Annotated in this window: 22 protein-coding genes; 19 read left to right on the top strand and 3 right to left on the bottom strand. The window is 50.2% G+C overall.

Annotated elements, in window-relative coordinates; genetic code table 11:
• Window positions 1–6 precede the first annotated feature (6 nt).
• Window positions 7–735 carry a carboxy-S-adenosyl-L-methionine synthase CmoA gene (gene cmoA / locus ACXAGQ_RS02170; RefSeq protein ID WP_475251443.1) on the bottom strand — a complete coding sequence of 243 codons (729 nt, stop codon included), beginning with the start codon at window positions 733–735 and terminating at the stop codon, window positions 7–9.
• Window positions 736–1176: 441 nt separating this feature from the next.
• On the opposite strand from cmoA, the gene ACXAGQ_RS02165 reads away from it, so the two are divergent.
• Complete coding sequence (locus tag ACXAGQ_RS02165) at window positions 1177–2574, top strand: cytochrome c peroxidase (RefSeq protein WP_475251441.1); 1398 nt, start codon at window positions 1177–1179, stop codon at window positions 2572–2574.
• A gap of 67 nt (window positions 2575–2641) precedes the next feature.
• On the opposite strand, the gene ACXAGQ_RS02160 is transcribed toward ACXAGQ_RS02165, so the two are convergent.
• On the bottom strand, window positions 2642–3526 hold the full coding sequence (locus ACXAGQ_RS02160) for a DUF72 domain-containing protein (RefSeq protein WP_475251439.1): 885 nt from the start codon (window positions 3524–3526) through the stop codon (window positions 2642–2644).
• A gap of 417 nt (window positions 3527–3943) precedes the next feature.
• On the opposite strand from ACXAGQ_RS02160, the gene aspS reads away from it, so the two are divergent.
• The 6 genes from aspS (at window position 3944) to ruvB (ending at window position 10626) form a co-directional block, all read left to right on the top strand.
• Complete coding sequence (gene aspS, locus ACXAGQ_RS02155; RefSeq protein WP_475239254.1) at window positions 3944–5728, top strand: aspartate--tRNA ligase; 1785 nt, start codon at window positions 3944–3946, stop codon at window positions 5726–5728.
• A gap of 162 nt (window positions 5729–5890) precedes the next feature.
• A complete protein-coding gene (locus tag ACXAGQ_RS02150) occupies window positions 5891–6634 on the top strand; it encodes a YebC/PmpR family DNA-binding transcriptional regulator (protein WP_475251437.1) in 744 nt (247 codons plus the stop codon).
• Between the two features lie 12 nt (window positions 6635–6646).
• Window positions 6647–7168: a crossover junction endodeoxyribonuclease RuvC gene (gene ruvC, locus ACXAGQ_RS02145; protein ID WP_475251435.1), complete on the top strand. Its 522-nt coding sequence runs from the start codon at window positions 6647–6649 to the stop codon at window positions 7166–7168.
• 216 nt (window positions 7169–7384) lie between these two features.
• Window positions 7385–8842, top strand: a complete 1458-nt coding sequence (locus tag ACXAGQ_RS02140) for a methyl-accepting chemotaxis protein (RefSeq protein WP_475251433.1) — start codon at window positions 7385–7387, stop codon at window positions 8840–8842.
• 105 nt (window positions 8843–8947) lie between these two features.
• Window positions 8948–9571, top strand: coding sequence for a Holliday junction branch migration protein RuvA (gene ruvA / locus ACXAGQ_RS02135; protein WP_475251431.1), 624 nt, complete (start codon window positions 8948–8950; stop codon window positions 9569–9571).
• A gap of 38 nt (window positions 9572–9609) precedes the next feature.
• On the top strand, window positions 9610–10626 hold the full coding sequence (gene ruvB, locus ACXAGQ_RS02130) for a Holliday junction branch migration DNA helicase RuvB (protein WP_475251429.1): 1017 nt from the start codon (window positions 9610–9612) through the stop codon (window positions 10624–10626).
• A 76-nt stretch (window positions 10627–10702) separates the two neighbouring features.
• Here ruvB and ACXAGQ_RS02125 read toward each other — a convergent pair whose 3' ends face one another.
• Window positions 10703–12016, bottom strand: a complete 1314-nt coding sequence (locus tag ACXAGQ_RS02125; protein ID WP_475251427.1) for an IS4 family transposase — start codon at window positions 12014–12016, stop codon at window positions 10703–10705.
• A 1055-nt stretch (window positions 12017–13071) separates the two neighbouring features.
• On the opposite strand from ACXAGQ_RS02125, the gene cydA reads away from it, so the two are divergent.
• From cydA to nadA, 12 genes are all read left to right on the top strand, one after another.
• Window positions 13072–14658 carry a cytochrome ubiquinol oxidase subunit I gene (cydA, locus tag ACXAGQ_RS02120; RefSeq protein WP_475251425.1) on the top strand — a complete coding sequence of 529 codons (1587 nt, stop codon included), beginning with the start codon at window positions 13072–13074 and terminating at the stop codon, window positions 14656–14658.
• Between the two features lie 17 nt (window positions 14659–14675).
• The gene (gene cydB, locus ACXAGQ_RS02115) at window positions 14676–15812 is read left to right on the top strand and encodes a cytochrome d ubiquinol oxidase subunit II (RefSeq protein WP_475251423.1); all 1137 of its coding nucleotides are present in this window, start codon (window positions 14676–14678) and stop codon (window positions 15810–15812) included.
• Between the two features lie 11 nt (window positions 15813–15823).
• Complete coding sequence (cydX, locus tag ACXAGQ_RS02110) at window positions 15824–15937, top strand: cytochrome bd-I oxidase subunit CydX (protein ID WP_317523376.1); 114 nt, start codon at window positions 15824–15826, stop codon at window positions 15935–15937.
• A complete protein-coding gene (ybgE, locus tag ACXAGQ_RS02105) occupies window positions 15930–16232 on the top strand; it encodes a cyd operon protein YbgE (protein WP_475251421.1) in 303 nt (100 codons plus the stop codon). Before cydX ends, ybgE begins: the two co-directional genes overlap by 8 nt.
• Before the next feature lie 281 nt (window positions 16233–16513).
• On the top strand, window positions 16514–16921 hold the full coding sequence (gene ybgC / locus ACXAGQ_RS02100; protein WP_475251419.1) for a tol-pal system-associated acyl-CoA thioesterase: 408 nt from the start codon (window positions 16514–16516) through the stop codon (window positions 16919–16921).
• A complete protein-coding gene (tolQ, locus tag ACXAGQ_RS02095; protein ID WP_475251417.1) occupies window positions 16918–17601 on the top strand; it encodes a protein TolQ in 684 nt (227 codons plus the stop codon). Before ybgC ends, tolQ begins: the two co-directional genes overlap by 4 nt.
• 5 nt (window positions 17602–17606) lie before the next feature.
• Window positions 17607–18053: a protein TolR gene (tolR, locus tag ACXAGQ_RS02090; RefSeq protein WP_475251415.1), complete on the top strand. Its 447-nt coding sequence runs from the start codon at window positions 17607–17609 to the stop codon at window positions 18051–18053.
• Window positions 18054–18066: 13 nt separating this feature from the next.
• On the top strand, window positions 18067–19110 hold the full coding sequence (gene tolA, locus ACXAGQ_RS02085; RefSeq protein WP_475251413.1) for a cell envelope integrity protein TolA: 1044 nt from the start codon (window positions 18067–18069) through the stop codon (window positions 19108–19110).
• A 10-nt stretch (window positions 19111–19120) separates the two neighbouring features.
• On the top strand, window positions 19121–20470 hold the full coding sequence (tolB, locus tag ACXAGQ_RS02080; protein ID WP_475251411.1) for a Tol-Pal system beta propeller repeat protein TolB: 1350 nt from the start codon (window positions 19121–19123) through the stop codon (window positions 20468–20470).
• Between the two features lie 35 nt (window positions 20471–20505).
• Window positions 20506–21036 carry a peptidoglycan-associated lipoprotein Pal gene (pal, locus tag ACXAGQ_RS02075; RefSeq protein WP_475251409.1) on the top strand — a complete coding sequence of 177 codons (531 nt, stop codon included), beginning with the start codon at window positions 20506–20508 and terminating at the stop codon, window positions 21034–21036.
• A gap of 18 nt (window positions 21037–21054) precedes the next feature.
• Window positions 21055–21801 carry a tol-pal system protein YbgF gene (ybgF, locus tag ACXAGQ_RS02070; protein ID WP_475251407.1) on the top strand — a complete coding sequence of 249 codons (747 nt, stop codon included), beginning with the start codon at window positions 21055–21057 and terminating at the stop codon, window positions 21799–21801.
• A 121-nt stretch (window positions 21802–21922) separates the two neighbouring features.
• Window positions 21923–22984: a quinolinate synthase NadA gene (gene nadA / locus ACXAGQ_RS02065; RefSeq protein ID WP_475251405.1), complete on the top strand. Its 1062-nt coding sequence runs from the start codon at window positions 21923–21925 to the stop codon at window positions 22982–22984.
• Window positions 22985–22986 lie beyond the last annotated feature (2 nt).

The raw sequence follows: 22986 nt of genomic DNA, 5'->3' as shown, positions 1-22986 counted from the left end.
GAAACCTTATTTAATGGCAAACATCGAGCCGAAGTTGAAGCATTGGAACCAGACTTCCGAGCTGGTGAAGCCAATTTTTTCAAAGCGCTGCTTATGGGTATCGATGCTGTCTGGCAGCATGACATTTTCAATGGCACTGCGTTTCTGGCTGATTTCCAGTTCGCTGTAACCGTTGGCGCGCTTGAAGTCGTGGTGCAGGTCGATAAGCAGCTCGTGGGCACGCTCATCGTCGAAGATATATTTCTCCGACAGGATCAGGATACCGCCCGGGCGCAGGCCAGCGTAAATTTTCTCCAGCAGGGTCTGGCGATCATCGGGTGCTAGGAACTGCAGGGTAAAGTTCAGTACCACCACCGAGGCATCGCTTATTTCGATATCACGGATATCGGCTTCCACGACCTGCACCGGGGTGTCTGAGCGGTAGGCATTGATGTGCAGGCGGCAGCGTTCCACCATGGCGCTGGAGTTATCGACGGCAATGATTTCACAGCCTTCCTGCTGGATATGGCGGCGCATTGACAAGGTTGCTGCGCCCAGCGAGCAGCCCAGATCGTACACTTTAGAGTGCGGTTTGGCGAAGCGTTCGGCCAGCATACCAATGGCTGAAATAATGTTGCTGTAGCCCGGTACCGAGCGCTGGATCATATCCGGGAAAACTTCGGCTACGCGTTCGTCAAATGTAAAATCACCGATTTTATCTATCGGTGCCGCAAATATATTGTCGTGACCGGCCATCTTCACGAACCTCATCTATACAAAAAAACAGGGATCCCAAATGATAAGTATGAACTTTTCTGCGCTGTTGGCGTCAATCTACATACTGGGGTGATCCGTCACCGCTGAAAGGTCGCGTATTGTAGTGAAAATCACGCCATTTGTCTTTACTGATTTTGTGACGGCTTGAAGATCCCCAGCAATCTATGTTTGAAAATCTCCCTCCAGAGTTCAGCGGCTTTTGCCAAACGATGGCTTGCTAAGCTGTAACAAAATATTTGTTGCGATAGTGTAGAAAAATAACATTTACTCGGTACAACTGCATCAAACTGCTTATTATTTGGCTAATGGTTGTTAAGGTAATGTTTTATCGGATAAATCAATCAGCCTTTACGCTTTTTTCAATTGGAAACGTGATTAGCTAGCTTTTATTTTCCCCCGCATATTTAGGGGGAGTAGTAAATGCGTAAATTTTATTATGCGGTCGGTGTGGGCCTTGTCGGCTACCTGGCCTCAGTCTACATGGTTGATAAGTTTGACCAGCAGCTGGCGGTGACTCGCTACCATGAGCTTGCCAAGCAGGATATCAGCCCGCTTTCTACAGCGGCGTTTGATGTACTGAACAAAAATGGTTGTTCATACTGCCACACCAGCGACAGCGAAATGCCGTTCTACGGCAACCTTCCGGTTGCCAAGCAATTGATGGACGCCGATGTCACCCGGGGTATGCGCCATTTCAATATCGAAGCCATGATGGAGCAGGTTCGTACCGGTGAGCTGGTTTCCGAAGTCGACCTGGCGAAGCTGGAGTCGGTGATGGAAGACAACTCGATGCCGCCGGCGTTGTACCTGACTATGCACTGGCGCTCTAAACTGTCGGAAGAAGAGTCGGCTACGCTGCAGGACTGGGTGAAGCAGGAGCGTTTACGTCACCACCAAGGCCAAGCCAAGATCACCGAAGAATTCAAATACGAGGCGGTACAGCCTATTCGCACCACGTTTGAGGTTGATATGGCAAAAGTGGAATTGGGTGACAAACTCTACCACGATACCCGCCTTTCTGGCGATGACACGGTTTCGTGTGCGAGCTGTCATGGCCTTGAAACTGGTGGTGTTGACCGTTTGGTAAGCTCGGTTGGTGTCGACGGTGCCATTGGCCCAATTAACGCGCCAACGGTATTCAACTCGGTGTTCAATACCCACCAATTTTGGGATGGCCGCGCCCATGACTTGCAGGCACAGGCTGGTGGCCCGCCATTGAACCCGTTGGAGATGGCTTCTGAGTCTTGGGAGCAGATCATCGACAAGCTTGCAGTCGACGAAGAAATGAATGCTGCCTTTGCTGCGATTTATGCCGAGGGCATTACCGAGCACAGCATTACCGATGCGATTGCCGAGTTCGAGAAAACCCTGGTGACACCGAATAGCCGCTTCGATCAGTTCCTGCGTGGTAACCATGAGGCACTGAACGACGAAGAGCAAGAAGGCTACGCGCTGTTCAAGCAGTACAAGTGCAGCACCTGCCACGTCGGTGAAGCTATGGGTGGGCAGAGCTTTGAAGTCATGGGTCTTAAAAAAGACTACTTTGCGGATCGTGGCAATGTTACCGAGGTAGATAACGGTCGCTTCAATGCCACTGGTGATGACAGTGACATGCACCGTTTCAAGGTGCCAACCCTACGTAATGTTGCACTTACTGCGCCGTACTTCCACGACGGTAGCGTAGAGACCTTGGCAGAAGCCGTTGATAAGATGGCGTACTATCAGGTGGGCGTGAAGTTGTCGGAAGCCGAGATTGGTAAGATCACGGCTTACCTAGAGACGCTGAACGGTGAGTACAACGGCCAGATTTTGCAGTAATAGCCATACGCTATAGTTGCAAAATAGAACACCCCGTAGTTTAAGCCTGCGGGGTGTTTTTTTGATCTTAAAGTAATGTGATCTGCGGATCCGGCTCTGCTTTCGGCAGTTCGACATCCGGCAGGTTTGCCTCTGCCGCTTTTTGTTGTAGCAAGCGGTAGAGCCGGGTTGCTAGCTCAGGGGCATGGTTGTTGTCCGGGGTATGGATGAACAGGTATGGCTGCTTGCCGTCGCGAAGCCACTGGGGCAGGCGGACTAGCCAGTTGGCAAAGAAAGCGTCGTTGCTGGCGTCATCGGGATGACCGATAAAGCGGATCATCGGCGAGCCCGCGGTAGAGATAGCATGGACCGGCACCTTTGGTTTTTTCTGGTGGGCATCGATCACAGCCTCAGTTGTCGGCGGCGCGGCAAACACCGGGCGGCTATCCATAATAATGCGGTTGGCGCCGTGTTCGATGAGCAGGCGGTTAAGCTGCTTTTCTTCTTCCCCCTTGGCAAAGAAGGCTGGATGGCGTACCTCGACCCCGACGGGATAATTGGCTGGTAGCCTTTGGAGAAACTTTTCCAGGGCCGGCAATGCAGCCGGGCCGAATTGGGCCGGTAGCTGGACTTTCCATAGCCCGATTTTGCCTTCAAGCGGTGCCATGGTGGTGAAGAAGTCAGCCAATAGCTGATCACAGTGCACCAACTGGTTCTGGTGGGTTATCGCTTGGGGAAGCTTGAAGGTGAAACGGAAGTTGTCACCTGTGGCGTCATGCCATTTTTTTACTGTCGGGAGCCCCGGCGTGGCATAGAAGGTGGTGTTACCCTCGACGGTGTGAAATACCTCTGCATACCTTGCCAATCTGTCGCCAGCTTTGCAGCCGCTGCCATACAAGCTCTGCTGCCAGTGGTTATGGGACCACATGGCAAGGCCGAGGCGAACATGGAGATTGGCATGAGCTGATGGCATAGCAAGGCTTCCAGATTAAAAGTTAAGGGAGCATTGTGCTTAGGCTTTGTGTGCTAGGTCAATCTTTTAAGTCCTTGATCTTGGATTTTCCCTTGATCTCATTGGGTACTTTTCCCTAAAGTGGTATTTCGCATTATTCCCCCTGCTTTTCAAAATATAAAGTGCTACGCCAGAGCTTGGCTGCCAGCTCAAGTGTTTTCGCTTGGGGCGGATTGCCAATTTATTCTCGCGGATCATGTATGTTGAAGGCGCTTGGGTATATAATGCCTCGTTATTTTTGTCTCTCGGCCTGATTGAGCACAATAGTTGTGCAATGTTTAATCAGATTGGCCGGGAAGGATTCAGCTTGTGTGTGGCCGAGTGCTTCGGGCATTGCCATACGCACAGGAAAGTTAGTAAACAGATCGGGAATTTCATATGCGCACCCAATATTGTGGTCACCTGAACAAGTCCCTAGCAGGGCAAACAGTAGAGTTATGCGGCTGGGTTAACCGTCGCCGTGATTTAGGCGGTCTTATCTTTATTGATATGCGAGATCGTGAAGGTATTGTTCAGGTTGTTGTTGATCCGGATATGAAAGATGTATTCGAGATCGCTAACCAACTGCGCAACGAATTCTGTATTCGCCTAACTGGTGAAGTACGTGTACGTCCAGAAAGCCAGGTAAACAAAGACATGGCTACTGGTGAAGTTGAAATCTTGGCTACTGGCCTGGAAATCATCAACCGTTCAGACGTGCTACCGCTAGACTTCAACCAGAAGAACACTGAAGAGCAGCGCCTAAAGTACCGTTACCTAGACCTACGCCGTCCAGAAATGAGCGACCGCATCAAGCTACGTGCAAAAGCATCTAGCTTCGTTCGCCGTTTCCTAGACAGCAACGATTTCCTGGATATCGAAACGCCAGTACTGACCAAAGCGACACCAGAAGGTGCACGTGACTACTTGGTACCAAGCCGTGTTCACAAAGGTAGCTTCTACGCTCTGCCTCAGTCACCTCAGCTATTCAAGCAGCTGCTGATGATGTCTGGCTTCGATCGCTACTACCAGATCGTTAAGTGTTTCCGTGACGAAGACCTACGTGCTGACCGTCAGCCAGAATTCACCCAGATCGATATCGAAACCTCATTCATGTCTGCCGAGCAGGTACGTGGCGTGACTGAGCGCATGATCACTGAGATGTGGCAAGAGCTACTAAACGTAGACCTAGGCACGTTCCCAATCATGCCATTCGAAGAAGCAATGCGTCGTTTCGGCTCTGACAAGCCAGACCTGCGTAACCCGCTTGAGCTAGTAGACGTTGCTGACATCCTGAAAGATGTTGACTTCAAAGTGTTCTCTGGCCCTGCGAATGACGAGAAAGGCCGTGTGGCAGTTATCCGCGTACCGGGTGGCGCTAAGCTAACACGTAAGCAAATCGACGAGTACACCAAGTTCGTTGGCATCTACGGTGCGAAAGGCTTGGCATGGATGAAGGTGAACGACCGCGAAGCGGGCTTCGAAGGTGTTCAGTCTCCAGTGGCTAAGTTCCTGAACGAAGAAGTGGTTGCACAACTGCTTGACCGTACTCAGGCTGAGTCTGGCGATATCATTCTGTTCGGCGCAGACAAGAAGCGTATTGTTGAAGAAGCAATGGGTGCACTTCGTCTGAAGCTAGGTACTGACCTTGAGCTGACGGATACGAATGCTTGGGCACCGCTATGGGTTGTTGACTTCCCAATGTTCGAAGAAGACGACGAAGGTAACCTGCACGCGATGCACCACCCGTTCACTTCTCCACTAGGCGTAAGCCCGGAAGAGCTGAAGGCGAACCCAGCAGCAACCAACTCTAACGCTTACGACATGGTTATCAACGGCTACGAAGTCGGTGGTGGTTCTGTTCGTATCCACAACGCTGAAATGCAGTCTGCAGTATTTGACCTTCTAGGTATTGATGCAGAAGAGCAGCAGCTGAAGTTTGGCTTCCTGCTTGACGCACTGAAGTTCGGTACGCCACCGCACGCAGGTCTGGCGTTTGGTCTTGACCGCTTGGTGATGCTGCTTTGCGGTACGGAAAACATCCGTGACGTGATTGCCTTCCCGAAAACAACAGCAGCTGCGTGTCTTCTGACAGACGCACCAAGCCTGGCTAACCCAGCCGCGCTTGAAGAGCTGGCGATTGCAGTCAACTTGGCGAAAGAAGAAAGCGCCGAGCAAGAGTAAGCAACAACCTTGATTAAGACTGGCCGAAAGGCCAGTCTTTGTTTTAGGGCTAGATTTTCCCAACCTTTACTTGCAAGCCGGTTCCGGCACTTATCAGAATATTTTTAGGTTGGTTATTTGTGGAACATTCGCCAGTTGGCGAGCAACAAATTGGAGTGTGATATGGCAGGTCATAGTAAATGGGCCAACATCCGACACCGTAAAGCGGCACAGGATGCTAAGCGCGGTAAGATTTTCACTAAGTTGATCCGTGAGATTGTCGTGGCAGCAAAAGAAGGCGGTGGCGACATTGACAATAACCCTCGCCTACGCGCAGCTATTGATAAAGCACTATCAAACAACATGACCCGTGATACGGTCAACCGTGCTGTCAGCCGTGGTGCTGGCGGTGAAGGTGACGACAACATGGAAACCGTGATCTACGAAGGTTACGGTCCGGGTGGTACAGCAGTCATGGTTGAGTGTATGACTGACAACCGTAACCGCACTGTATCGGGTGTTCGCCATGCGTTCTCGAAAGCCGGTGGTAACTTGGGTACCGATGGCAGCGTTAACTACCTGTTCGACAAGAAAGGGGTTATCTCATACGCGGCGGGCCTTGATGAAGATGCAGTGATGGAAGCGGCATTGGAAGGCGGCGCGGATGATGTCGAGACCAATGATGACGGCTCTATCGATGTCTACACCACACCAGCTGATTTCGGCCCGGTAAAAGATGCTTTGGATGCTGCAGGCTTTGAAGCCCAGAACGCCGAAGTGACTCTAGTGCCGTCTACCAAAGCAGAGCTAGATGCCGACACGGCACCGAAACTACTACGCCTGATTGATGCATTGGAAGATCAGGATGATGTCCAGGAAGTCTACCATAACGGCGATATCTCTGATGAGGTTGCGGCTCAGCTGTAACGTCTCACGAGAATGTCTATTATTTTGGGGATCGACCCCGGCTCAAGGATCACCGGCTACGGTGTGATCCGCCAAGTCGGGCGGCATTTGGAATACCTCGGCAGCGGCTGTATTCGCACTTCTGTCGAAGATATCCCGGGCCGCCTCAAGCAAATCTATGCCGGGGTGAGCGAGGTTATTACCCAGTTCCAGCCCGATGTGTTTGCTATCGAAGAAGTCTTCATGGGCAAGAATGCCAGCTCGGCGCTGAAATTGGGCCAGGCCCGTGGCAGTGCCATTGTTGCTGCGGTAAATGCCGACTTGCCGGTCAGTGAATATGCCGCCCGCTTGATAAAGCAGGCTGTGGTCGGGACTGGTGGAGCCGATAAGTCACAGGTCCAGCATATGGTCTGCTCGGTGCTGAAGTTGCCAGGCAAGCCACAAGCCGATGCCGCCGATGCCTTGGCAGTGGCGATTTGTCATGCCCATACCCACAAAACCCTGGTGGCGATGGCGGGCCAAGCTCGCGGTGCTCGTCGAGGGCGTTATCGATAATTTCCATTATTACAAAGTGTTATGTCGGTACTACGATATATGCATAATGAGTGATTGATCAAAAAAGCAGCCTTTGGCTGCTTTTTTGTTTTGTTGCGATATTGTTTCTTGGCATATATTGGTCGGAGGTCATATGACCTTGTGATGGTGACAGTGACATATCAAGCTCGAACATACCTGACAATAATAATCTAGACACAACAAGGAACGGACTCCATGACGCCATTGGCATTTTGGCGGGCGATGTTTTTACCGCCTTCTACTAGTTGGCAGGGCGAAGACGCGCGCTATGTCGACACTTTTTTGTTCTTCACGCTAACTTCGTTTTTTGTCGGCATCTATAGCCTGTTCAAATGGTATGAGCATGACCATAGCGCCTTGGTGACCACTTCAGTGCTGCTGGTGGCCCTTGAATGTTTGGCAGGGGTAATGTTTCGCCTAACCCAACGGCATGATGTGGCACTGAATGTCGGTTTCCTCGGGATGGTGATCCATGCCGTCAATATCATCTACCAAACCGGTGGCATCGTTGAATCAACCCAGGCTTTTTGGTTACCGCTGCTGATTGTCGCCTTCTACTTATCGGCCCGCTTGCTGATGGCATCGGTATGGGCGCTTGCCGTGGTGGTGGTGGCCGGTTGGATGGTGAATGGCCACCTGTCTGGCAATACCTACCCGAATGTTGCACTGAGTCCAACCTCCCAGGCCATTGAAACCTGGTCTGGCTTTCTCTTGCCGCTAGTTGTGATTGCTCAGGCATGGTCGGCAAGACAGAGGCAAAACGCAATAGAGCAAGCTGAGTCAGCCCATCAGGTAAGCGAAGCTATCGCAGAACAAGCCAAGCAAGGGGCGACCCAGCTTGCAGAGGTGTTGGATCAGGCCAGTGGCAATGCTGCATCCTTGAGTGATGTTTCAGCCGTGATAGAGCAGCAGTCAACCGAATTGCACCAGCAGGTGGGTACTCTCAACATCAATTGCGAATCACAGGCCAGTGCTGCCGAGCAAATGAGCGAGCAGGTTCAGCACCTGAGCCAAGGTATGGAAGCGTCTGATCAGTTTGTGACTGAGCTGAAACAGCGCAGTGACATTATTCAGCGTCAGGCAGAAACCAGCTCCGATTCCTTACAGGCTTCGAAAGAAGCGATTGCCCGTATCCTCAGCAGTAATGATGAGATCATGTCGGTGGCCGATGTGATCACCTCGGTGGCTGAGCAAACTAATCTGCTGGCACTCAATGCTGCCATTGAAGCCGCTAGGGCCGGGGAGCAGGGCCGGGGATTTGCGGTCGTTGCCGACCAAGTACGTGAGCTATCGGCCAAGAGTAATAGTTCGGCAGTAGATATCCGTGCTTTGCTGGAGCGCAGCCGCCGCGAGGTATCACAAGGTCAGGCGGTGATCGAAAACAGCACGGCCGAACTGAGCGGGATCATCGAGCAGGTAAGCAGTGTATCTGTGGATGTTACCCAGTTGGCCGTGACAATTAGCCAGCAAGTTGAGGCTCTCAGGGAGTTGACTTCAGCCAGTCAGGCTGTGGCGAGCAGCGTGGTGGAAACCAATCAGGTATCTGATGCTGTCGCCTCTCAGGGAGCGTTGCTGGCCGAGCAGGTTGAGCGGCTAAATACCCTTGCCGAGAGCCTCAATCAAGTCGTCGGTATGCGCCAGCAGATGGCATAGTATTGGGCTTGATGACATTGCTGGAAATGAAAAAAGAGCTGGATATACATCCAGCTCTTTACTATCCTAGAGCCAATTTTGTGGATTGAGAAAAGAGATCTTGCTGTGATTGGCCGACTACGTGGAATCATCATTGAAAAACAACCACCTGAAGTATTGCTTGAGGTGAATGGCATAGGCTATGAAGTCCAGATGCCGATGAGCTGCTTTTACGAGCTGCCGGAAGTTGGCCGTGAAGCGGTTATTTCTACTCACTTTGTAGTGCGTGAAGATGCGCAGTTGCTGTATGGCTTCAACAAGAAAAGCGAGCGTGATCTGTTCCGTGAAGTGATCAAGGCCAACGGCGTCGGTCCTAAGCTGGGCTTGGCTATTCTTTCCGCAATGACAGCGAGCCAGTTCGTGCTGAGTGTTGAAAACGAAGACGTGACCACCTTGGTGAAAATTCCGGGTGTCGGTAAGAAGACCGCTGAGCGCTTGGTGGTAGAAATGAAAGACCGCCTCAAAGGTTGGGGTGAAGGTGACTTGTTCACTCCTGCGCTTGATACTGCGGCGTCGAATGCACCTATTCAGGATACGGCCTCTCAGGCCCGTGTCGAAGATGAAGCGGTCAGCGCCCTGGTTGCCCTTGGCTATAAACCGCAACAAGCCTCTAAGGTGGTAGCTCAGGTCGCCCAGCCAGAGATGACCAGCGAAGCCATTATTCGCGACGCACTGCGATCGATGGTTTAAGTGCTGTTTTTATTGATTTTGAATGTAGGTAAGGCTTGATGATAGAAGCAGACAGACTGGTCGCCAATGATTATCCGACAACGCGTGAAGAAGACATTATCGATCGCGCGATCCGTCCCAAATTACTTGAAGACTACAAGGGACAGGATCATGTCCGTGATCAGATGGAAATCTTTATCAAGGCTGCCAAGCTGCGTGATGAAGCCTTGGATCACTTGCTGATTTTTGGTCCGCCGGGATTGGGTAAAACCACGCTGGCGAACATTGTTGCCAATGAAATGGGCGTGAGCATTCGCACCACGTCTGGTCCTGTTCTGGAAAAAGCCGGGGACTTGGCAGCGCTGCTGACCAATCTGGAAGAAAACGATGTACTGTTCATCGATGAGATCCACCGTCTCAGCCCGCAGGTTGAAGAAGTCTTGTATCCGGCGATGGAAGACTACCAGCTGGATATCATGATCGGTGAAGGGCCGGCGGCGCGCTCTATCAAGATTGACCTGCCACCCTTTACCCTGATCGGGGCAACGACCCGTGCAGGTTCACTGACCTCGCCGCTGCGCGACCGTTTTGGTATTACCCAGCGCCTTGAATACTACAAGGTGGAAGATCTCAAGGGGATCGTCCAGCGCAGTGCGAACTGTTTGGATCTCTCGATGGAAGAAGCCGGTGCGTTAGAAGTGGCGATGCGTGCCCGAGGCACGCCGCGTATTGCTAACCGTTTGCTGCGCCGGGTGCGTGATTTTGCCGAAGTGAAGGGCAATGGTCATATCTGCCCGGATGTGGCTGCCAAAGCCTTGGATATGCTCGATGTCGACAGTAGCGGCTTTGACTACATGGACCGCAAACTGCTGATGGCTATTATCGATAAGTTCATGGGCGGGCCGGTTGGACTGGACAACCTTGCTGCGGCGATCGGTGAAGAGCGCGATACGATCGAAGATGTGCTTGAGCCATACCTTATTCAGCAGGGTTTCCTACAGCGTACCCCGCGTGGTCGTATTGCCACCCACCGCGCTTACCTGCACTTTGGTTTTGATGTGCCTGAGAGTAAATAAGAAATAATCTTTATCTTTGAAGAGCACATAAACAAAAACGAGGCCATTTGGCCTAATGCATGTAAGTTAAGATAACTTAACGCCTTTTTGGGGGCCTGGTCGTATAGCGGCTAGGCCTTTTCTTTACTGCTCTTGGGTAGCTTCTTTCCCTTCTCTCCGGCAGCGTAAAACTTTCTGCCATATCTAATATGTAATTCATCACCTCCGGGATTCTGCCAGGAGCCACCGCGGGCAGTAATTGAAGCTGGCCTACTAGGAACAAAGAGGCTTGTTTGAACCCGATTTGGTATGGCATGACGCTCTTCTGGTCATAGGCCATTTGGCACATCAAAAACCTTAATAGGTTGTAAGCGAGTAGCATTCCCCATAGTTCTTGGGTCACTAGTTCTGGTGTTTTGCTTCTTAAGGTAAGGTTATTTTGGAGCATGTATTGCTTCATTTCTCTGTAACCTAGCTCTATTTCCCAACGGTGGCTGTATAGCTCTGCGATGTCTGCGCCCGGGTATCTTAATGGGTCTGTCATTGATGTAAGCAAGCGAACTTCTTTACCCTTGATGTTCTTCGTGATGAGCCGCGCTTGCAGTGTTTCCGGCGCATCCGACCATTTCTTTCTGGCTTGAGGTGATAACTTGAGTTCAACAAGTTCTTGCCCACGCCCTAACTTGGCTACTGTCGTGTATTGAGCTCCTTTACGAAGCGGGATTAACCAATGCTTCTCATCTCCACTGCTTCGCCAACGATGAAGTAGACCAAGAGCATAAAAGCCTCGGTCAAAAATGGTTAGGCTGTTTGACGGAGAACGGTCGACAAGCTGAGTGGTTAAATCGATCTCACTGCTTGATACTGAGTCGAAAGCGGCACTTGTCAGTAAATGGCTGGTGAGTTCCATATGGCAGACCATACGAACTTGCGGGTAGTCCGATATGGTTGTTTTATTTCCTGTGCGACCAAAGTGCTGGTCATTATCTGGTGTCTCAGGAGTGCGCCAAACAACACCATCGACAGCGTGTAATGTTAAGCCGTGCCAATCTGGGTGGGGCGTTTTCGCATGCCATAACTTCTGGGTCTTGTTAAACACCGCTTTGACTACATTTGAACCCAGACGTTTTCTCGCTTGGATAACCGCACTCGGTGCGACAAAAGGCTTTTTACCCGGAAGGAGAATATCGAGTTGAGAGACAACTTTTTCCATAGATAAGTGCCGATATAAAGACATACCGACAACACTCCATACCATCATCTCCATCGGTAAACGGCGTTTTCTGATAGTAGCGATACCAGTATCTTTGAGGCATTCATCAATCATTTCTGGAGAGAGAAGATCGGATAGTCCTGAAAGCTGTTCGGTTGAGAAGTTATGAACAGTATTGAGTGCTTGTCTGAGAAACATAAAAAAATCCGAGTGCATTGAATACACACGGATTTTGACATGCTCCAAGGATCGTTCAACCGATCATTTTAGGCTTAACTGATCGGCATTAGGCCATTTGGCCTCGTTTTTGTTTTTAACACCTAGCACAACTTTTTTGTTTAACGGCTGTTTCTATCGTTACAAGTCTGTGACAACTCGAGCAGCTGCCACAGACAGAAAATATTGGACATTAAACCGCCGTCAGAGCACTTGCTTGCTTTGTGAACAGTTGTTAGCAGTTGCTTTTATACATTTCCGCAAAGCTTGGTTGGTAAAGCGCAACGATTTTTTCAAAAATACGAGCCATATCTACTTCCTCAATCTAAATCAAAATGGTTGGGGAAACAGTCTACAACCCGCCAAAAAGATAACTTTTACTCTCTGGGCGGCCTTATCTGTTTCTGGGGCTGATTATAGGCAGTTTTTAGTAATTCAAAAGCGAGTTAAATTTTAAATTCGGATTATTTTAAATAATGCGAAAAAGTGCTTATTGAGCACTGTAACGATTGATTTATCAGTAGGAGAGCAGAATTAATGATTATTGAATGACCTGTTAAAGCATATTCAATCCTCTTTTTTCTAAGGATAAGTAGGGTATATATGACGGGATAAAACAGAATGTGAAGTGGCATTAATACGGCACTTCGTGATTTGTTAAACCGAAGATTTATTCCTGTCGCTCCAGCAGCATGTAAGGTTCCAAATAGTTTGATCTGGGTCAACCAAGATGCGGGTGATTAATAAATGAGCAATGTTTATTGATATTTATCAAAGCAAATTGTGCGATAAATCCATTGAGCCTGAGAGCGAATGCCAGTAATATTAGCAATGACTTTATTAGCTGTAGCTTAACAACAAATTAACTAATTTGGTACAGTGTCGCAACATATCAGGGATGCCACTGATTATTTAAATAATGGCAACCAGGAAGGTGACAAAATTGCGACGACGTTTGGCTACATTTTGCTAAGCCCAACCATAAGTGCACTGTGTTGTACTGTCGTCAGTCAGCCTGGCGAAAGAAGGAGTTCTCAATGTTCACTGATATCGTCGAACTATCGCGGTTACAGTTCGCATTAACTGCGATGTATCACTTTTTGTTCGTCCCACTGACTCTCGGTATGGCTTTCCTACTAGCCATCATGGAGTCGGTTTACGTAATGACCGGAAAGCAAATCTACAAGGACATGACCAAGTTCTGGGGTAAGCTTTTTGCCATTAACTTCGCCCTTGGTGTTTCCACGGGTCTTACCATGGAGTTCCAGTTCGGTACGAACTGGGCGTATTACTCCCACTACGTAGGTGATATTTTCGGTGCGCCGCTGGCTATCGAAGCACTTATCGCTTTCTTCCTTGAATCTACCCTAGTCGGCCTTTTCTTCTTTGGTTGGGATCGTCTATCCAAGCGCCAGCACCTTGCTGTTACTTGGTTGGTTGCTCTTGGCTCAAACTTCTCGGCGCTATGGATTCTTGTGGCAAACGGTTGGATGCAGAACCCTGTAGGTGCAGAGTTCAACTTCGAAACCATGCGTATGGAAATGGTGAGCTTTGCAGAAGTGGTACTAAACCCGGTTGCACAGGTGAAATTCGTTCACACTGTAGCGTCTGGTTACGTAACAGGTGCGATGTTCGTACTAGCTATCAGTTCTTACTACATCCTTAAAGGCCGCGATATTGCCTTTGCCCGCCGTTCATTCGCGATTGCTGCTGCATTCGGTATGGCGTCAATCCTATCTGTAATCGTGCTTGGTGATGAATCAGGTTACGAACTAGGTGACGTGCAGAAGACCAAACTGGCGGCTATCGAAGCGGAATGGCACACAGAAGAAGCGCCTGCCGCGTTTACTGTGTTTGGTTTGCCAAACCAGGAAACGATGGAAACGGACTACGCGATCAAGATCCCTTACGTAATGGGTATTATCGCAACGCGTTCTTTCGATACCGAAGTAACAGGCCTGCGTGACCTGAAAGCTGAGCACGAAGTACGTATCCGTAACGGTATGGTAGCTTACGGCCTGCTAGAGAAATTGCGTGCCGGTGACAAGACACCAGAAAATATCGCAGCGTTTGATGAGGTTAAGCATGACCTAGGTTACGGCTTCCTGGTTAAGCCATATGCCGAGAACGTTGTTGATGCGACAGATGAAGATATTGCACGTGCTGCGGATGACTCAATCCCAACAGTATGGCCGCTATTCTGGAGCTTCCGTATCATGGTGGCGTGTGGCTTCCTGATGCTGGGTATTATCGGTGCGGCATTCGTTCAGTCTTGCCGTCATAAGATCACCGAGAACAAGTGGGTACTGAAAGCCGCGCTATACGGTCTGCCACTTCCTTGGATCGCAGTAGAAGCGGGTTGGTTCGTTGCAGAGTACGGTCGCCAGCCATGGGCAGTGGGTGAGATCCTGCCGGTATCGATGGCGGTGTCTAACCTGGCACCATCCGATATCATCACTTCTTTGCTAGCAATTATTGCACTGTACACAGTGTTCCTGATTGCTGAATTGTACCTGATGATCAAGTTTGCTCGTCTAGGTCCTAGCAGCCTGAAAACTGGCCGCTACCACTTTGAAACTAATGATGCACCACAGAATGTTGTTGCGCGTCAGGTTGAAGCATAATCAGGGAGAGTTAAGCAATGTTTGAATATGAAGTATTGCGATTTATCTGGTGGGTGCTGATCGGTGTGCTATGCATCGGCTTTGCAGTCACAGATGGTTTTGACATGGGTGTAGGTGTACTGTCCCGCATTATCGGTAAGACAGACAGCGAACGCCGAGTAATGATTAACTCTATCGCCCCGCACTGGGACGGTAACCAAGTTTGGTTGATCACCGCTGGTGGTGCACTGTTTGCTGCATGGCCTCTGGTTTACGCAACAGCGTTCTCGGGTTTTTACTTCGCGATGATCATCACACTGGCGGCACTTTGGCTTCGTCCTATCGGTTTCGACTACCGCTCGAAGATTGAAGATCCAAAATGGCGTGAAGCGTGGGATAAAGCCATCTTCGTCGGTAGCTTTGTACCACCTGTGATCTTCGGTGTGGCGTTCGGTAACCTGATGCAGGGCGTTCCGTTTGAGCTGAACGAGTTCCTAATCCCGACTTACAAGGGTTCGTTCTTCGGCCTGCTTAACCCGTTTGCATTACTTTGCGGTATCGTGAGCATTCTGATGATCACGACCCAAGGTGCAGCATACCTGCAGATGAAAACTACTGACGCTATCCGCGAGCGCGCTCGCCGCGTAGCGATGCTAACTTCAGTAGGTACAGCGGTTTGTTTTGCTATCGCTGGTATCTGGGCTCAGAGCATCGAAGGCTACATCGTGACCTCTGAAATCATGACCAATGCGCCTTCTAACCCGCTGACTAAAGAAGTTATGCGCCAGAGCGGTGCCTTGTTTGCTAACTTCGACGCTTACCCACTACTGTGGATTGCTCCGGCGCTAGCTGTTGCGATGCCTGCATTGACGGTACTGTGTTCTCGTGCGAACCGTGCTGCACTGGCTTTCATCACATCTAGCCTAACCATGGCGGGTGTGATCCTGACTGCTGGCTTTGCACTGTTCCCATTCATCATGCCTTCAAGCCTGGTTCCAAACCACAGCTTGACCATGTGGGATGCAACGTCTTCTGAGCTAACGCTGAACATCATGACCGGTGTTGCAGCGGTGATGGTTCCGATTATCCTGGCGTACACCTCTTGGTGTTACTACAAGATGTTTGGCCGTCTTGATACCAAATATATCGAAGACAACAAGAACTCACTGTACTAAGGAGACAGACTATGTGGTATTTCGCTTGGATCCTGGGTGTGCTACTTGCTTGCTCATTCGGTATCATCAACGCGCTGTGGCTTGAAGCGACAGAAAATATGGATAAAGAGGATACCGGTGAGTAATCTCGATCACTGGGTGAAGCGTGCCCACCAGTGGGTAGACTTCGGTCTGCTGCGCGTAGCGTCACTGCTGATGTCAATGGCATCGGCAGGGTTGGTGGTTTGGGAACCCACACTCTTCGCTCAGGCGATTGGCGGATTTGGACCGGTTGTCTCGCCGGCCTTGATTTGGGCAACGTGTGCAGCCATGGTCTTCGGTGTTGGCTTTGTGCCTCGCCGTTGGTACTGGCAGGTGTTTTTCACCCCGTACATCTCGTTGCCAATCTTGGCTTACATTTTGTTTCTGCGTTTAACGTAACGAATTGATTTCGAACTGTTCACGCTGATACAAAAACATACAATTGAAACAGCCCATTGCAATTGAGTAATGGGCTGTTTTTTTATAACTGGATAAAATGCCATCAGATAGGGTGCAAGTAGAAGAGTACAGGCAGTGACAAGATCATCAAAAAGTAAAACTCTGCGTGTTAACTGGTAATGCATGATTCCAATCAGGTAGCCAAGTTAGGTATAGTAAGCGATTGAGTTTAAGCCTTAATCCATTGGCGAGAGTGATTGAACACCAAGGTTGGAATGATAATGACCGAAGAGCATCCATTTGAATGGCCGATCAGGGTCTATTACGAAGATACTGATGTAGGTGGCCTGGTTTATCATGCTAACTATATTAAGTTTTTTGAGCGGGCGAGGACGGAACTCTTCCGTTCCATCGGTGTCAGTCTTAACGACTTGTTCGCCGACAAAGTCAGTTTTGTAATTCGGCACTTAGAGATTGATTACCTCAAAGGTGCCAAGCTGGATGATCAACTCGTTGTACGGACCTGGCCTAATACTATACGCCGGGCATCGATCGAATTTTGTCAGGTTTTAGTTAACACTAGCGGGCAAACCTTGTGTAGTGCATCGATTCAGGTAGCCTGTGTCCACCCCGATACGTTGAAACCTATCAAGATCCCAGAACATATTTTATCGGAGATAACTAAGTGACTGAACTTTCGATTTTAGACCTATTCCTTCAGGCGAGCCTGCTAGGTAAGGTCGTTGTAATCATTTTGATGTGTATGTCCATGGCATCATGGACCATGATCATCAAACGTTCCCAGGTCTTGTCACGGGCAAAAAACAATGTGGAGCGATTTGAAGACCGTTTCTGGTCGGGGGTCGATTTGTCTCAGCTATACCAAGAGGTAGAAGCGCGCAAAGACAGCCTGACCGGCACTGAGCAAATTTTCCATGCCGGCTTCAAAGAATTCGCCCGCTTGCACCGCAACAACGGCAAGGCGCCGGAAGCGGTGATGGAAGGCACAGGGCGTGCGATGCGCGTTGCCATGTCTCGTGAAGTAGAAGAGCTTGAAACCAACCTGCCATTTTTGGCAACCGTCGGTTCAATCAGCCCATATATTGGCCTGTTTGGTACGGTGTGGGGGGTTATGCACGCCTTTATCGCGCTAGGTGCGGTGAAGCAGGCCACGCTAGCTATGGTTGCTCCGGGTATTGCTGAATCTTTGATTGCAACGGCAATTGGCCTATTTGCGGCAATCCCTGCCGTTATTTTCTTTAACAAGTTGACCAACCAAGTGGCCAAGCTTGAGCACTCTTACGCCACGTTCATGGAAGAGTTTTCTAGCATCCTGCACCGCCAGGCATTTGCTGCTCAGCAGGAGTAAACGCAATGGCTTATCAACCGAAAAAACGCAAGGTTACTTGTGAGATAAACATTGTTCCGTATATCGACGTGATGTTCGTCTTGCTGATCATCTTTATGGTAACAGCCCCTTTTATTACCCAGGGTGTTGATGTTGATTTGCCGGGCACCACAACGGCCAAGACGGCAGCTGAACTGGTTGGTGAGAATAACGAAAAGCCACCGATTATTGTTGAAGTTGACCAAGACGGTCACCTTGGGATCAGTGTTGATGATCAGGAAATGCAGCGCGGGTTGGGTCTTAACGACCTGCTTACCCGTGTACGTGCCGAATTGCAGCTTAACCCGGAATCCGCTGTATTGGTTGGTGGCGATGCACGTGCACCGTATGCATACATCATCGAAACCCTCGATGCCCTTAATCAGGCAGGTGTTGGATCAGTAGGTCTGATGACTGAACCGCTAGAGCAATAAGCAGGCAGGCAGGATGAAGAAAAGAGAATACAGTGCTGCCTTCATTATTTCGTTACTTATGCATGGTTCACTGGTCGTAATGTTGTTGTGGGGAACGGATTTCATCATGACAAAACCCAAGCCATCGGGAAACATCGTTCAGGCGGTGGTCGTCGATCCGGCTTTGGTGAACCAGCAGGCACAGCGTATTCGCCAGCAGCGTGAAGCAGCAAAAGCTGCGGAGCAAGATAGGCTGAAACGTTTGGAGCAGCAAGCCGATGCATTGGAAAAAATGCGTCAGGAAGAAGAACAGCGGTTGCGCCAGCTCAAGGCGGATAAGCTGAAAGCTGAAAAAGAAGCCCGTGAAGCCGAGCAAGAGCGCAAGCGCGTGGCGGCAGAACGAGCCAAAGCGGCGGAAGAGAAGCGTAAAGCGGATGAAGCAGCACGTGTAGCCCGTGAGCAAGCCGCTAAGGCTGAAGCTGAGCGTAAAGCGAAACAGGAAGCAGCCAAAAAAGCTGAGCAGGAGCGCCAGCGTCAAGTCGCGGAACAGCGTAAAGCAGAAGAAGCGAAACGCCAGGCAGAAGCCGCTGCTGCCAAAGCAGAAGCAGAGCGCCAGGCACAGATCGCTGCCAAGAAGAAAGCCGAAGAAGAAGCTCGCAAGGCGGAGGCTGCCCGTAAGGAAGCCGAACGCAAAGCGGCCGAGGCTCGCGAGCTTCAGCGCCAGCAGGAAGCGGCACTGAATGATATGTTCGCCGGCCTTGAAGCTGAGTCTGAGCAGCGTGGCGGTGCCCGCGGCCAGTTTGTGGCGGATGAAACACAGCGTTATGGAGCCATCTATACCCAGATGATTCAACAGAACTTGTTGGTAGAGCAAAACTTTATCGGCAAGGAATGTGTGATCCGTATGCGTTTGTCGAGCAATGGTTTGGTGCTTGATGCGTCGGAAGATGGTGGCGACAGTGCCGTTTGCCGTGCTGCGAAAGCGGCGGTGGTGAAGGTTAGCCAGTTCCCGATGCCGGAAGATCCAGCCGTTGTCGACCAGCTTCGCAATATCAGACTAACAGTAAGCCCGCAATAAGGAAGGAGTAATGATGAAACGTTGGTTAATGGGGTTGTGCGTGGCTCTGTTGAGTTTCAGCCAAATCGCACAGGCAGAGTTGGAATTGGTGATCACCGAAGGGGTAGATTCTGCTCGTCCTATCGGTGTCATACCTTTTAAGTGGGAAGGTACCGGCAAAATGCCGACTGATATCTCGGCTGTCATTGCTTCTGACTTGCGTCGAAGCGGTAAGTTTTCACCGGTGTCGACCAGCAATATGCCGCAAACACCTTCGAGTGAAGAGCAGGTAGACTACAACGCCTGGACGTCAATGGGCGTTGATGCCCTGGTAACCGGCACGGTAACCATGAACGAGCAGGGCAACTATGTCATCAACTACCAGCTGATTGACGTGGTGCGTGGCCAGCTTACCAGCGGCCAGAGCCGTGGCTTAGAAAACGGCGAGTTGGTAATGACCAAAGATCACGTGATGATCAATAACCGAGCAACGATAAAAGAGTCGCGTCTACGCCATTATGCTCACCGTATCTCAGATATCGTTTACGAGAGACTGACAGGTGAAAAAGGGGCGTTCCTTACTCGCATTGCCTATGTCGTGATTGATGACAAGGCACAATACCCTTACCAGTTGCGTGTGGCCGATTACGATGGCTTCAACGAGCGCTTGGTGCTGAAATCCCAGCAGCCACTGATGTCACCATCATGGTCGCCGGATGGCAGTAAGCTGGCCTACGTGAGCTTCGAGAACCAGCAGGCCCAGATTTTTATCATGGATATCTACAAGGGTACCCGTGAAATGGTGTCGTCGTTCCCACGTCATAACGGTAACCCGCGCTTCTCGCCTGATGGCAAGAAGTTGGCCATGGTACTGTCAAAGAGTGGTAGCCTGCAGATCTACATTAAAGACCTAGAAACCAAGGAATTGAAGCAGATCACCCGTGGTCGAGCGAACAATACCGAGGCATTTTGGGATCCGAGCGGCGACTCTTTGATCTTTACCTCAGACAGAGGTGGTAACCCACAGATTTATAGAGTAAATTTAGCTGACGGTTCGACTAAGCGCCTGACTTGGCAAGGAAGTCAGAACCTCGGTGGTCAATTGACGCCTGACGGCCGGTACTTGGTAATGGTGAACAAGTCCGATTCTGGCTACAACATTGCCAAGCAAGACTTGAAAACCAATGCAGTGCAGGTACTGACCAAGACATTTTTGGATGAGTCACCAAGCATTGCGCCAAATGGCGGCATGGTGATCTACAGCTCGGTGAATAATAAGTCTAATGAGTTGTCGCTAGTGTCGATTGATGGGCGATTTAAAGCAAGATTACCTGCCACTAACGGCCGGGTAAGGGCTCCGTCTTGGGGACCTTTCCTTTAAGTTAGTCGCAACAAGCAATAAAAAAGGAAAATAAAATGCAACTGAACAAAGTTTTAAAGGGTTTGGCAATTGCGCTGCCAATGTTCACTCTAGCGGCGTGTAGCTCTAGCGAAAGTACTGATAGCTCAGCAGCATCAGAGAGCAACACAGGTTCAACTACAGAGCAATCTACTGTAGTAACGTCTCCGGTTGAGCAAGAGCCAGTACTTTCTGAGCAGGAGCTACGCAGCCAGCAGCTACGTCAAGAGCAAACTATTTACTTCAAGTTTGATAACGCTGAAATCCAGCCTGACTACCAGGACATGCTGACAGCTCACGCTGAATACCTACGTGACAACGCTGAAGTTAAAGTGATTGTTGAAGGTCACGCTGATGAGCGTGGTACGCCTGAGTACAACATCGCGCTAGGCGAGCGTCGTGCTAACGCGGTTGCTAAATACCTTCAGGCACTAGGCGTATCTGCAAGCCAGATCTCAATTGTTAGCTACGGTGAAGAAAAGCCTCTAGTTCTAGGCCACACTGAAGCTGACTACGCCAAGAACCGTCGTTCGGTTCTGGTTTACTAAGCCATATAGGTAATTACGATGAACAGTAACACAATGCGAAAGCTCGCATTAACGTTGCTGGTTGGTGCGGCGACCCAGGTGGTCGCCGCACCTGCTCCTGTTACTGAAATTAGCGGTAACAGTGCGCAGGGCGATAGCCTGGAACGTCTGGAAAGGATGATTGAGGCTCGCAACCAGGTGCAGTTGGATATGCAACGGCAACTGGATCAGCTGGCAACCGAAATGGATGAGCTACGAGGGATCGTAGAAAGAAACAGCTACGATCTAAGCCAGATGCTTGAGCGTCAGCGTGAGCTATACCGCGAGATAGACTCTCTCAGTCGTCAGCCTCAAGCTAAGCCGGCTGAAGAAAAAACCTCAGAGAAGGCGAGTACCGAAGTATACTCCAGCAATGTGAGTGAGAACGAAGCGTATGAGTCGGCGGTGAACCTGATCTTAAAAGAGAAGGACTACACCGGTGCGATCACGGCGTTCAAGAGCTTCCTTACTACCTACCCTGAATCAGGCTACAAGCCGAATGCCCATTACTGGCTTGGTCAGCTTTACTTCACGCAAAACCAACTTCCTGATGCGGCAGAGCAGTTCACCGCTGTTGCCAGCTTTGAGAAGTCCAACAAGCGCGCCGATGCGTTGCTGAAGCTGGGTATCATTGCCGAGCGGAGCAAGAAGCCGGAAGAAGCGAAGAAATTCTACCAGCAAGTTATTTCAGCCTATCCGAACTCAACCAGTTCGCGACAGGCACAGAGTAACCTCGACAAGCTGTAAGCCATTGTGCGGATGGTTGCAAAAAGGCCGGTTTATCCGGCCTTTTTTGATCCATGATATTTGAACGTTTGCGGTGTATAATGCGCGGATTGTACATGGACAGCAATAGAGCAACCGAGCTATGAGTCTTACATTTGATCCCTCTGAAATGGTCTATCCGTTTCCACCTAAGCCAACGCCGCTATCTGTCGACGAACAGCAGGCGTACAAGGCAAAAATCAAGGCACTGCTAAAGGAAAAAGATGCAGTGCTGGTGGCCCACTACTACACCGATCCTGAAATCCAGGCTCTGGCGGAAGAGACCGGCGGCTTTGTTGGCGACTCGCTGGAAATGGCCAAGTTCGGTAACCAGCATCCAGCGAAAACGCTAGTGATTTGTGGTGTGCGCTTTATGGGCGAGTCAGCCAAGATCCTGACCCCGGAAAAACGTGTTTTGATGCCGACTCTCGAGGCCGAGTGTTCACTCGATCTTGGTTGTCCGATTGATGAATTCAGCAAATTCTGTGATGCCCACCCTGATCATACTGTGGTTGTATACGCCAACACGTCGGCAGCGGTAAAAGCCCGTGCTGACTGGGTCGTTACCTCAAGTATTGCGCTGGAGATTGTCGAGCACCTTGATAGTGACGACAAGAAAATCATCTGGGGCCCAGACCGCCACCTAGGTTCGTATATCCAGAAGCAAACCGGCGCTGACATGCTATTGTGGCAAGGTGAATGTGTGGTGCATGACGAGTTCTCGGCCAAGGCACTGCGTGACATGAAAAATGTTTACCCGGATGCGGCTATTCTGGTGCACCCTGAATCACCAGCCAGCGTAGTGGCGTTGGCTGATGCCGTAGGCTCGACCAGTCAGCTGATCAAAGCGGCCAAAGAGCTTCCTAATCAGCAGCTGATCGTTGCCACCGACAAAGGCATCTTCTTCAAGATGCAGCAGATGGTTCCGGGCAAAGAGCTGATTGAAGCGCCGACAGCCGGTGCTGGTGCAACATGCCGTAGCTGTGCACACTGTCCGTGGATGGCGATGAATGGCCTTAAGGCTATCGAGCAAGGTCTGCGTGAAGGCGGTGAGCAGCATGAAATCTTCGTTGATGAGTCGCTGCGTGAAAAATCACTGATCCCACTGAACCGAATGCTGGACTTTGCTGCCCAGCTTCAGGTGAGTGTAAAAGGTAACGCGTAGAT

The organism is Photobacterium sp. ABD4_091 (genome assembly GCF_056160145.1).
This window is presented reverse-complemented; position numbering and strand designations above follow the sequence as displayed.